The sequence below is a fragment of the Pseudomonas sp. Q1 genome (assembly GCF_009935975.1).
GTDB classification, from domain to species: domain Bacteria; phylum Pseudomonadota; class Gammaproteobacteria; order Pseudomonadales; family Pseudomonadaceae; genus Aquipseudomonas; species Aquipseudomonas palleroniana.
The window spans coordinates 170,416-182,415 of record NZ_QODI01000011.1 but is presented as its reverse complement, the minus strand read 5'-3'; the positions used below and the strand labels follow the sequence as shown (position 1 = coordinate 182,415).

Here is a 12,000-nt window from a genome sequence, read left to right as displayed (position 1 = left end):
TTCAGACATAAAAAAACGCCAGCAAGCTGGCGTTTTTTATGTATCGCGTATCAGGCGAGAGCCCGACTCGGCTTAGCCCAGCAGGGTAGCCCAGCCTTCAACCACGTCGCCGCCCCACTTGGCTTTCCACTCTTTCAGCGTCTTGTGGTTGCCGCCTTTGGTTTCAATCACTTCGCCGTTGTGCGGGTTCTTGTATTGCTTGACCTTGCGCGCACGCTTGGTGCCGGTGGTTTTCACGGCGCCACGCGGTGCTTTAACTTTCGACTCTGGATCCAGCAGCGCGATGATGTCGCGCAGGGACTTGGAGTATTCGCCCATCAGAGTGCGCAGTTTGCCTTCGAATTCCAGCTCGGTTTTCAGCTTGTCGTCTTGGGACAGGTTTTTCAAACGCGCTTGCAGCTCTTTGATAGCTTCTTCGGTGGCGCGGTATTCGTTGATCAGTGACATGGGGACTACCTTATGTAGAGCGCTGATTGACAGGGACAGTGAGCTAATAATAGTCAGGCAATTTCATCAAGTAAACATTTAAGCAGGCATTTATGTGAATTACTTTGAATGTTTGTGGTAAAGCTGCGCAGTCGAGTTAATTAGTCGGTCGCCGGCCTAAAGATAATCCCGTTTATTTTTTGATAATTCCTTGAGCTGGCCGTTATACGGTCATATAGACGAGGTAAAACCTTACGCTATTAAGGGGTGTCCTCTCGGTCTGGATTCAGAATAAGGTGCAAGGAATACTGCAGTTTTTCTGCGCAATCGCTAGAATGGCGGCCTTTGCGAAGTTCTGGAGTTTCCCCCTAATGCGCACTTTTCGGCTGGTGATTGCTTGCCCGGACCGGGTTGGCATCGTTGCCAAAGTCAGTAACTTTCTGGCCTCCCATAATGGCTGGATCACCGAAGCGAGCCATCACTCGGACGATCTCAGCGGTTGGTTTTTCATGCGGCACGAAATCCGTGCCGACACGCTGCCCTTTGGTCTTGAGGCCTTCCGCGAGGCGTTTGCGCCGATCGCCGAAGAGTTCTCGATGACCTGGCACATCACCGACACCGAACAGAAAAAGCGTGTCGTGCTGATGGCCAGTCGTGAGTCCCACTGCCTCGCCGACCTGCTGCACCGCTGGCACAGCGATGAGCTCGATTGCGAGATCGCCTGTGTGATCTCCAACCATGACGACCTGCGCAGCATGGTCGAATGGCATGGCATCCCGTACTACCACGTACCGGTCAATCCGCAGGACAAGGAGCCCGCGTTCGCCGAGGTCTCGCGTCTGGTCAAGCAGCACGAGGCCGACGTGGTGGTGCTGGCGCGCTACATGCAGATCCTGCCGCCGGAACTGTGCCGCGAATACGCCGGCAAGGTGATCAACATTCACCACAGTTTCCTGCCGTCGTTCGTCGGGGCCAAGCCGTATCACCAGGCATCCCTGCGCGGCGTGAAGTTGATTGGCGCAACTTGCCACTACGTTACCGAAGAGCTGGACGCAGGTCCGATCATCGAGCAGGACGTGGTGCGTGTCAGCCACAGTGACAGTATTGAAGACATGGTGCGTTTCGGCCGTGACGTCGAGAAGATGGTGCTGGCGCGTGGCCTGCGTTATCACCTGGAAGATCGCGTACTGGTACACGGCAACAAGACCGTCGTGTTCTGATCCAGCGTTGTGATTGAAGTCAGAAGGGCTTGGGCGTTAAATCGACCCAGGCCCTTTTTACATCTGCGCAGGACTGAGTGATGAGCGACCCGCTGGATAAAGCCACGTCAAAAGCCCCGGCAACATTGGGGGAGGGGTGTTTGAGCCGGTATGACCCGGACGCGCTGGACGCAGAAGACGGCACCGAGTTTCCTGGCGCCGCCGAGTTGTGGGAGCAGGAGCGGCGTAAAGACGAGCCCCCGGCAAAATAGCGGCCCGCCGCTGTATCAGCGACGGGCCTGGGCGTCAGATCCGGAAACTGCCCACCAGTTGCTTCAAGCGCGATGCCTGTTGCTCCAGGTCGGTACAGGCGCGCAGGGTTGATTGCAGGTTTTCCACACCTTCCTGGTTGAGGGTGTTGATTTCGGTGATGTCCATGTTGATCGACTCCACCACGGAGGTCTGCTCTTCGGTGGCGGTAGCGACTGACTGGTTCATACCGTCTATCTCGCCAATGCGCTGGGTCACGCTGCTCAACCGTTCGCCGGCCAGGTTGGCGATCTCCACGCTGTCCTGGCTGTGGCGCTGGCTTTCACTCATGGTGCTGACGGAATCCCGAGCGCCGACCTGAAGCTCCTCAATCATTTTCTGCACTTGTTGCGCCGATTCCTGGGTGCGATGAGCCAGGTTGCGCACTTCGTCGGCCACGACCGCAAACCCTCGGCCGGCCTCCCCGGCCCGCGCCGCTTCGATGGCGGCGTTGAGCGCCAACAGGTTGGTCTGCTGGGAGATGCTGGTGATCACCTCGAGGATCTGGCCGATATTGACCGTCTTGCTGTTGAGCGCTTCGATATTGTTGCCGGAAGCGCTGATCATCTCGGACAGTTGGTTCATCGCCTTGATGTTGCTTTCCACCACTTGCTGACCGTCTTCGGCCAAACTCCGCGCGTCACTGGCTTGCTGCGAAGCCTGTGCCGCGTTGCGCGCGATTTCCTGGGCGGCGGCGCCCAGTTGGTTGATGGCGGCGGCGACGCTGTTGGTGCGATTAGCCTGTTCGTCCGAGTTGACCATTGACGAGTTGGAGGCGCTGACCACCCGCAAGGCCACTTCGTTGACCTGTTCGGTGGCCGAGGACACTTCGCGAATCGAAGTATGGATACGCTCCACGAACCGGTTGAACGCCTCGCCCAGGGTGCCGAATTCGTCATGATTCTGGATGGTCAGGCGTCGGGTCAGGTCGCCCTCGCCATCCGCGATGTCCTGCATGGCCCGGGTCATCACATTCAACGGTTGCAGCAAGACGCGGATCAGCATGCCCAGAAGGGCGATGATGATCACCACGGCGATGATCGTGGCGATCACCGCCGACGTGCGGAACTGGCTGAGCATCGCGAAGGATTTGTCTTTATCTACCGAAACGCCCAGGTACCAGTTCACCGATGGCAAACCCTTGATCGGTGTAAAGGTCACGATATTGGTTTTGCCGTTGGCCTCGACTTCGCTGAAGTCGGCGCTGATCTTGGGGGTGTTCTTCGGGTACACCTCTGCCAGAGTCTTCATGACCAGGTTTTTGTCCGGGTGCACCAGCACTTTACCGTCGGCACTGACCAGGAACGCGTAGCCCATGCCGCCGAAGTTCAGCGCGCTGATGTTATCTACCAGGGTTTGCAGGCTCAGGTCGCCGCCCACCACACCAATACTCTGGCCGCCCTTGGCGCTGGGGGTGGCGATGGAAATGATCAACTGCCCGGTGGCCGCATCGATATAGGGTTCGGTCAGGGTCGAACCGTTGCTGCTCTGGGCGCCTTTGTACCAGGGACGGACGCGCGGATCGAAACCGTCCGGCATCTTGGCATCGGGGCGGATGGTAAAGGCCCCTTTACTGTCGCCGACGTAGGTCGCCATAAAGGAAGAGGTCAGCGCTTTCTGTTCCAGTAAGTTGGCGACGGCGGACGGTTCGGGATTGATGGCGATGTTTTGTGCGGCGTTTTCCACCAGCACGATACGCCCGGCAAGCCAGGTTTGAATGTTGCTGGCGGTGACACCGCCCATTTCATGCAGGTAGTTATTCAGGTCGTCGCGTATCGCGTTGCGTTGCAGATAGTCGTTATAGAGGGTAAACAACGCGAAGGCGGCGATGACGATAAGGGCGGCTGCAAGCAGGATTTTGTGGCTGAAGCGCAGGTTTTTATTCATGGCTTGTAGGGTCCGCTAAGGTCTTAAATATCCAAAGCGCGTCCTTTTGGGAGGCGCAAAATGGCAGCGTCAAAAAAGGTGTGGTACTTCTGGTGATAGCTCTGTGGGTTTTTGTAGGAACCCTCCGACCTATTTTTAGACTTTGTGGGTCTCACATTGGCCTGTATCGGCTTGGCTGCACTAAAGATTAACCATAGGTGACGAAATGCCTGACTCCACGCAACTTCTTATCGGTGCCGGCCCTGACGGCCAGCCCATTGCTCAGGCCATGCGCCTGGCCAACCGCCATGGCCTCATTGCCGGTGCCACAGGTACGGGCAAGACCGTCACCCTGCAACGCCTCGCGGAAGCCTTCAGCGATGCGGGCGTGGCGGTATTCGCCGCCGACATCAAGGGGGATCTCTGCGGCCTGGGTGCCGCAGCCTTCCCCCAGGGTAAAGTCGCCGAGCGCATTGCAGGCATGCCTTTCCTCAATTACACCGCGCAGGCTTACCCGGTCACGCTGTGGGATATCCACGGACAATCCGGCCATCCATTGCGTACGACGATCAGCGAAATGGGACCGTTGTTGCTCGGCAGCCTGCTGGAACTCACTGACAGCCAACAGTCGGCGCTCTATGCCACTTTCAAGGTAGCGGACCGTGAGGGCTTGCTGCTGTTGGATCTCAAGGACCTCAAGGCACTGCTCAACCACCTGCGCTATCACCCGGAACTGCTGGGCGACGATGCGGCGTTGATGACCACCGGCTCCAGCCAGGCGCTGTTGCGGCGCCTGGCGGTGCTGGAGCAGCAGGGTGCCGAAGCCTTGTTTGGCGAGCCGGCCCTGCAGCTCGAAGATATTTTGCAGCCCGACGGCGACGGGCGTGGGCGGATCCACCTGCTGGACGCCAGCCGCCTGGTACATGAGGCGCCGAAGGTCTACGCGACCTTCCTGTTGTGGCTTCTGGCTGAGTTGTTCGAGCAGCTGCCTGAGCGTGGCGATGCCGACAAGCCGCTCTTGGCGTTGTTTTTCGACGAAGCGCATTTGTTGTTCGCGGACACGCCCAAGGCCCTGCAGGACCGTTTGGAGCAAGTGGTGCGCCTGATTCGCTCCAAAGGGGTGGGCGTGTACTTTGTCACGCAATCCCCGGGTGACTTGCCTGACACGGTGCTCGCGCAACTGGGGCTGCGCATACAACACGGTTTGCGAGCCTTCACCACCAAGGAACAGAAATCCCTGCGGGCGGTGGCCGAGGGTTTTCGCCCCAACCCGGCGTTCGATACCTTGGCGGTGCTGACCGAACTGGGCACCGGCGAGGCGCTGGTGGGCACCTTGCAGGAAAAAGGCACACCGGAAGTTGTCCAGCGGGTACTGGTCGCGCCACCACAATCGCGGATCGGGCCGCTCACTGAGACCGAACGGGCTGCGTTGATCGCCCGTTCATCTTTGCTCGGGCGCTACGACAAACCGATAGATCGTGAGTCGGCCTATGAAGTGCTGATGGCTCGCAAGGACCTGGGGCCCGAGGAACCAAGCAAGCCGGCGGCCGAAGAGCCGAGCTTTACCGACAAGGCCGGCGCATTTCTGGGCACGACGGCAGGCAAGGCGCTGAAATCAGCGATGCAGCAGGCCGCCAATCAGATGGGCCGCCAGTTGGTGCGTGGGTTGTTGGGGTCGCTGTTGGGCGGCGGCAAGCGCAAATAGCGGTCAGGGTTTGCGCCTGGCGTGGGCGGCCAGCCGCTCCAGCGCCGCGCGCAGGCCCGGATCACTGATCTCATCGGCCGTAGCCTGAATGGTTTCGGCCGCATTTTCCGAGAGGTCCACCGTATGCCCCACTGCGCGTGGCTGCACGGCTGGGGGCTGCACTTTGAACTGGATGCGCGTCAGGCCGGCAAACTCGTCAAAGGCCATCAGTTGTCGTTGCAGGCGTTTTTGTTGATAGCGCAACCGGGTGGCCCAATGGCCATCGGTGACAATCAGCAGCAAATGGCCTTCCCGCCACGACGCTACATGACAATGTTCACGCGCGGCCGGTTGCAACTGGCTTTCGAGCAGGCGTTGCAGCAGGCCCAGGCGTTGTGCATGGCCAAAGATGGCTTTCAACGGCTTGGCTTCGCGAAGCAACGCGCCGGGCGCGCGGGCTGGTTGATGGCGTAACGCCATATATAGACACCTGAAGTAACAGAGTGGTCATCTTAACAGAAAGCGCCCGTAAGCCCCCTGGCCATGCGTCCGCGTAGTTTTCCCGTAAAATCAATCGGTAACTTCTGCCTTCCATGGGTTGAAGTTCCAGTAAAAGCCCTTATTTTAAAAAGGGCCTCTCACAGTGCCATGCCTGCCTCGTGCAATAACGCCACTTTCCTCACCCACGATTCCGGGTAGAATGCGCGTTCGCATGCGGCCGTGAGGGCTGCTCGGGCCACTCACGGTGCGCCCTCCATCCCTATGTGTGGAAGAACCTGCCGATATGTTTGCGCCTTTGTTAAAGAAACTTTTTGGAAGCAAGAATGAGCGCGAAGTCAAACGCATGCTCAAGACGGTGCAACTGGTCAATGCCCTCGAAGAGCAGATGGTTGCCCTTTCGGACGACCAATTGCGCGCCAAGACCCAAGAGTTCAAGGCCCGCATAGCCAAAGGTGAAACCCTCGACAAACTGCTTCCCGAAGCCTTTGCGGTCGCCCGTGAAGCCGGTAAGCGTGTCATGGGCATGCGCCACTTCGACGTTCAGTTGATCGGCGGCATGACCTTGCATGAAGGCATGATTGCCGAAATGCGTACCGGTGAAGGCAAGACCCTGGTGGCAACCCTGGGCGTTTACCTCAACGCACTGTCCGGCAAGGGCGTGCACGTGGTGACGGTGAACGACTACCTGGCTCGCCGGGACGCCAACTGGATGCGCCCGCTCTATGAATTCCTCGGCCTGACCGTCGGCGTGGTAACGCCTTTCCAGCCGCCGGAAGAGAAGCGTGCCGCCTACGCTGCCGACATCACCTACGGTACCAACAACGAATTCGGTTTCGACTATCTGCGCGACAACATGGCGTTCAGCATGGAAGAAAAATTCCAGCGTGAACTCAACTTTGCCGTGATCGACGAAGTCGACTCCATCCTGATCGACGAAGCCCGTACTCCGCTGATCATCTCCGGCCAGGCCGAAGACAGCTCCCGCCTGTACACCGAAATCAACAAACTGATTCCGCGTCTGACCCAGCACATCGAAGAAGTGGAAGGCGTCGTGACCAAAGAAGGTCACTTCACGATCGACGAGAAGACCCGTCAGGTCGAACTCAACGAAGCCGGTCACCAGTTCGTCGAAGAAATGCTGACCCAGATCGGGGAGCTGGCCGAGGGCGAAAGCCTGTACTCGGCACACAACCTGGGCCTGTTGACCCACGTTTACGCCGGCCTGCGTGCCCACAAGCTGTTCCATCGCAACGTTGAATACATCGTGCAGGACGGCCAGGTCGTGCTGGTCGACGAACACACCGGGCGTACCATGCCGGGTCGCCGTCTGTCCGAAGGCCTGCACCAGGCCATCGAAGCCAAGGAAAACCTCAACATCCAGGCTGAAAGCCAGACGTTGGCGTCGACGACCTTCCAGAACTACTTCCGTCTGTACAACAAGCTGTCCGGCATGACCGGTACGGCCGATACCGAAGCGTTCGAATTCCACCAGATCTACAACCTGGCCGTGATGGTGATTCCACCGAACAAGCCGCTGGCGCGTAAGGATTTCAACGACCTGGTATTCCTGACTGCCGAAGAGAAATACGCGGCAATCATCAACGATATCAAGGACGGCATGGCCAAAGGCCGCCCGATCCTGGTGGGTACCGCTACCATCGAGACTTCCGAGCACGTGTCCAACCTGCTCAACAAGGAAGGTATCGAGCACAAGGTCCTCAACGCCAAGTTCCACGAAAAAGAAGCCGAGATCATCGCCCAGGCCGGTCGCCCAGGCGCGCTGACCATTGCCACCAACATGGCCGGTCGTGGTACCGACATCCTGTTGGGCGGTAACTGGGAAGTGGAAGTCGCGGCACTGGAAAACCCGAGCCCCGAGCAGATCGCCCAGATCAAGGCCGACTGGCAGAAACGCCATCAGGCCGTGCTGGAATCCGGTGGCCTGCAGGTGATTGCGTCCGAGCGTCATGAATCGCGTCGTATCGACAACCAGCTGCGTGGCCGTGCCGGTCGCCAGGGTGACGCCGGTTCCAGCCGTTTCTACCTGTCCCTGGAAGATAGCCTGATGCGTATCTTCGCCTCGGACCGGGTGAAGAACTTCATGAAAGCCCTGGGGATGCAGTCCGGCGAGGCGATCGAGCACCGCATGGTGACCAACGCCATCGAGAAGGCGCAGCGCAAGGTCGAAGGCCGCAACTTCGACATTCGTAAGCAACTGCTCGAGTTCGACGACGTCAACAACGAACAGCGTAAAGTGATCTATCACATGCGTAACACGTTGCTGGCCGCCGACAACATTGGCGAGACCATCGCCGATTTCCGTCAGGACGTGCTCAACGCCACCGTCAGCGCCCATATCCCGCCACAGTCCCTGCCTGAGCAGTGGGATGTCGCCGGCCTGGAAGCGGCCTTGAAGAGCGACTTCGGTGTTGACCTGCCGGTTCAGCAGTGGCTGGACGAAGACGATCACCTGTACGAAGAGACGCTGCGCGAGAAGCTGATGACCGAGCTGCTGGCCGCGTACAACGAAAAAGAAGAGCAGGCGAGTGCCGAAGCACTGCGCACCTTCGAAAAACAAATCGTACTGCGCGTGCTGGACGACCTGTGGAAAGACCACCTGTCGACCATGGATCACCTGCGTCACGGCATCCACTTGCGTGGCTACGCCCAGAAGAACCCGAAGCAGGAGTACAAGCGCGAGTCGTTCACGCTGTTCTCCGAACTGCTGGACTCGATCAAGCGCGATTCGATTCGCGTGCTGTCCCACGTTCAGGTGCGTCGCGAAGATCCGGCCGAGGAAGAAGCTCGCCTGCGTCAGGAAGCCGAAGCGCTGGCCGCCCGCATGCAGTTCCAGCATGACGAGGCACCGGGCCTGGAAGCGCCTGAAGTCTTGGGCGAAGAGGTGGATGTGGCGCTGGCTCAAACGCCGGTTCGCAACGATCAGAAGCTGGGCCGCAACGAACTGTGCTACTGCGGTTCGGGCAAGAAATTCAAACACTGCCACGGCCAGATCGAATAAGATTTTCGCCCGACGCTGCAATACTCCGCGCCGCGACCGGCTTTTGCCGTCGCGGCGTTTTGCCATTAATTTCACCGTCGCTTACGACGGCACAGACACCCCCTATTTTTGAGGAGCGCATTCATGGCTGTTGGTCTTGGTCCTTTGCCCACATTGCACCCGGTTGCCGGTTTCGAACTCGGTATCGCTTCGGCCGGTATCAAGCGTCCGGGGCGCAAGGATGTGGTGGTGATGCGCTGTGCCGAAGGCTCGACCGTCGCGGGCGTGTTCACCCTCAACGCGTTCTGCGCGGCACCGGTGATCCTGGCCAAGCAGCGCGTTGCCGGTTCGATTCGTTATCTGCTGACCAACACCGGCAATGCCAACGCCGGTACCGGCGAGCCAGGCCTGGTTGCCGCTGCGCGCACGTGCGCCAAGCTGGCCCAATTGGCGGGCGTAGACGCCAGCCAAGTGCTGCCGTACTCCACCGGCGTGATCGGTGAGCCACTGCCGGTGGAAAAAATCGAAGGTGCCTTGCAAGCTGCCCTGGACGACCTGTCTGTGGATAACTGGGCTGCCGCCGCCACCGGCATCATGACCACCGACACTCTGCCCAAGGGCGCGAGCCGTCAGTTCGTGCACGAAGGCGTGACCGTCACGGTGACCGGCATCAGCAAGGGCGCCGGCATGATCCGTCCGAACATGGCCACCATGCTCGGCTACATCGCCACCGATGCCAAGGTTTCCCGCGAGGTGCTGCACAAGCTGATGCTGGATGGCGCCAACAAGTCGTTCAACCGCATCACCATCGACGGTGACACCTCCACCAACGATTGCTGCATGTTGATCGCAACCGGCAAGGCCAACCTGCCGGAAATCACCACCACCGAAGGCCCCCTGTTCGACGCGCTGAAAAAGGCGGTGTTTGAAGTGTGCATGGACGTGGCCCAGGCCATCGTGCGCGACGGCGAGGGCGCTACCAAGTTCGTCACCGTTGAAGTCAACGGCGGCGGCAACCACCAGGAATGCCTGGATGTGGGCTATACCGTGGCCCACTCGCCGCTGATCAAGACCGCACTGTTCGCCTCTGACCCGAACTGGGGGCGCATCCTGGCGGCCGTTGGCCGTGCCGGTGTGCCGGACCTGGACGTGAGCAAGATCGACGTGTTCCTGGGCGATGTGTGCATTGCCAGCCGCGGTGCCCGTGCTGAAACCTACACCGAAGCCCAGGGCTCGGCGGTGATGCAGCAGGAAGAAATCACCATCCGTATCGAGCTGGGTCGTGGCGAGTGCAGCGAAACCATCTGGACCACCGACCTGTCCCACGAGTACGTGAAGATCAACGCGGAATACCGTACCTGATAGCCAAGAGGATAAACGCGGTGAAACGAGTGCATGTAGCAGCAGCGGTGATCCGCGGTGCCGACGGCAGGATTCTGCTAGCGCGCCGTGCCGATACCCAGCATCAGGGCGGCCTCTGGGAGTTTCCTGGGGGCAAGGTGGAGGCCGATGAGTCGGTGGCAACCGCCTTGTCGCGCGAGCTGCACGAAGAGCTGGGCATCCGGGTCACCACGGCCCGGCCGCTGATCAAGGTGCAACACGACTACCCGGACAAGCAGGTGTTACTGGATGTCTGGGAGGTCTCGGCGTTTACCGGCGAGCCTCATGGTGCCGAAGGGCAACCGCTGGAATGGGTAGCGCCTCGGGACTTGATCAACTATGAGTTCCCGGCGGCCAATGCACCGATCGTTGCCGCTGCGCGCTTGCCTGCCGAGTACCTGATCACCCCGGGTGAGCTGGAAACTCCCACGCTGCTGCGCGGCCTTCAGAAAGCCATTGCCGGTGGTATCAAGCTGGTTCAACTGCGTGCGCCCAACGGTTACGACCCCAAGTATCGTGACCTGGCGGTGGATGCGGTTGGCCTGTGTGCCGGCAAGGCCCAGTTGATGCTCAAGGGGCCGTTCGAGTGGCTGGGGGACTTTCCTTCGGCCGGTTGGCACATGACTTCGGCGCAACTGCGTAAATACGCGAGTAAGGGGCGACCGTTGCCGAAGGACCGCTGGCTGGCGGCCTCGTGCCACAACGCCGAAGAACTGGCTCTGGCGCAAATGATGGATGTGGATTTCGTCACGCTGTCGCCGGTGCAGCCGACCCTGACCCATCCAGATGCACAGCCGTTGGGCTGGGAGCAGGCGGCGCAGTTGATCAGTGGGTTCAGCAAGCCGGTGTTTCTGTTGGGTGGGCTTGGGCCCGCCGAGCGGGAGCAGGCCTGGGAAGCCGGGGCTCAGGGTGTGGCAGGGATCCGGGCGTTCTGGCCGGAAGTCTGATCAGCCGTTGATGGCCTCATCGGGAGCAAGCCCCCTCCCACAGTTGAACAAGTTGCCCTTGTGGGAGGGGGCTTGCTCCCGATAGGGCCCGATCAGTCACTACACAACCCTCAGTGCGGTTTAGCCGCCGCCTGCCACAAAACCTCCGCAACACCCTGGCGCCTGGCAATCACCCGCGCCGCCACAAACAACAGATCCGATAACCGATTGATATACGCAAGCCCCACGCCTTCCAGCGGCTCAAGCGCATTCAACTGCTGACAGCGCCGTTCTGCACTGCGCGCCAGGCTGCGGCATACATGAGCTTGCGCGATCAGCGCCGAACCACCCGGCAGGATGAAGTTCTCCAGCGGCCCGACTTCTTCATTCCAGCGGTCAATCGCCGCTTCCAGCCGATCCACTTCCGCTGCATTCAAGGCTTTGTACACCGGCATTGCCAGTTCACCGCCCAGGTCGAACAACCGATGCTGGCAAGGCGTCAGCACCTCGATCACATCCTTGAGTTCAGGGTGCTTGCCGCTCTGTTCCTCAAGATTGGCCAGCAGCAGGCCCAATTGACTGTTCAAGGTGTCGACCTCGCCAATGGCCTCCACCCGCGGATGGTCCTTGGGTACACGCCGGCCATCGCCGAGGCCGGTTTCGCCTTGGTCGCCGGTACGGGTGTAGATCTTCGACAGGCGAAAGCCCATG

General features: G+C 59.8%; 10 protein-coding genes and 1 pseudogene. 6 read left to right on the top strand and 5 right to left on the bottom strand.

Going from position 1 to position 12,000, the window contains the following annotated elements:
* Positions 1-72: 72 nt before the first annotated feature.
* Entirely contained in the window at positions 73-447 is a 375-nt protein-coding gene (gene mvaT / locus DK870_RS18910; protein ID WP_003175830.1) for a histone-like nucleoid-structuring protein MvaT, read from the bottom strand.
* A gap of 350 nt (positions 448-797) precedes the next feature.
* Here mvaT and purU point away from each other — a divergent pair, with 350 nt between their 5' ends.
* Positions 798-1,646: a formyltetrahydrofolate deformylase gene (gene purU, locus DK870_RS18905; protein ID WP_005790961.1), complete on the top strand. Its 849-nt coding sequence runs from the start codon at positions 798-800 to the stop codon at positions 1,644-1,646.
* 80 nt (positions 1,647-1,726) lie between these two features.
* Positions 1,727-1,897, top strand: a complete 171-nt coding sequence (locus DK870_RS29375; protein ID WP_178126881.1) for a hypothetical protein — start codon at positions 1,727-1,729, stop codon at positions 1,895-1,897.
* Between the two features lie 34 nt (positions 1,898-1,931).
* Here DK870_RS29375 and DK870_RS30025 read toward each other — a convergent pair whose 3' ends face one another.
* Positions 1,932-2,696: a methyl-accepting chemotaxis protein gene (locus DK870_RS30025; RefSeq protein WP_372241681.1), complete on the bottom strand. Its 765-nt coding sequence runs from the start codon at positions 2,694-2,696 to the stop codon at positions 1,932-1,934.
* Positions 2,697-2,789: 93 nt separating this feature from the next.
* Positions 2,790-3,821: pseudogene (locus tag DK870_RS30020) on the bottom strand (cache and HAMP domain-containing protein); the annotation flags it as partial.
* Positions 3,822-4,026: 205 nt separating this feature from the next.
* Here DK870_RS30020 and DK870_RS18895 point away from each other — a divergent pair.
* The gene (locus tag DK870_RS18895; protein WP_060754207.1) at positions 4,027-5,505 is read left to right on the top strand and encodes a helicase HerA-like domain-containing protein; all 1,479 of its coding nucleotides are present in this window, start codon (positions 4,027-4,029) and stop codon (positions 5,503-5,505) included.
* 3 nt (positions 5,506-5,508) lie between these two features.
* Here the strand turns inward: DK870_RS18895 and DK870_RS18890 are convergent, their stop codons facing one another.
* A complete protein-coding gene (locus DK870_RS18890) occupies positions 5,509-5,964 on the bottom strand; it encodes a DUF721 domain-containing protein (RefSeq protein ID WP_060754206.1) in 456 nt (151 codons plus the stop codon).
* 304 nt (positions 5,965-6,268) lie between these two features.
* On the opposite strand from DK870_RS18890, the gene secA reads away from it, so the two are divergent.
* The 3 genes from secA (at position 6,269) to DK870_RS18875 (ending at position 11,310) form a co-directional block, all read left to right on the top strand.
* Positions 6,269-9,004: a preprotein translocase subunit SecA gene (gene secA, locus DK870_RS18885; protein WP_090368847.1), complete on the top strand. Its 2,736-nt coding sequence runs from the start codon at positions 6,269-6,271 to the stop codon at positions 9,002-9,004.
* A gap of 123 nt (positions 9,005-9,127) precedes the next feature.
* Positions 9,128-10,345 carry a bifunctional glutamate N-acetyltransferase/amino-acid acetyltransferase ArgJ gene (gene argJ, locus DK870_RS18880; RefSeq protein ID WP_060754204.1) on the top strand — a complete coding sequence of 406 codons (1,218 nt, stop codon included), beginning with the start codon at positions 9,128-9,130 and terminating at the stop codon, positions 10,343-10,345.
* Positions 10,346-10,365: 20 nt separating this feature from the next.
* Complete coding sequence (locus tag DK870_RS18875; RefSeq protein ID WP_060754203.1) at positions 10,366-11,310, top strand: Nudix family hydrolase; 945 nt, start codon at positions 10,366-10,368, stop codon at positions 11,308-11,310.
* A 110-nt stretch (positions 11,311-11,420) separates the two neighbouring features.
* Here the strand turns inward: DK870_RS18875 and DK870_RS18870 are convergent, their stop codons facing one another.
* The gene (locus tag DK870_RS18870) at positions 11,421-11,999 is read right to left on the bottom strand and encodes a cob(I)yrinic acid a,c-diamide adenosyltransferase (protein WP_060754202.1); all 579 of its coding nucleotides are present in this window, start codon (positions 11,997-11,999) and stop codon (positions 11,421-11,423) included.
* Between the last annotated feature and the right edge of the window lies 1 nt (position 12,000).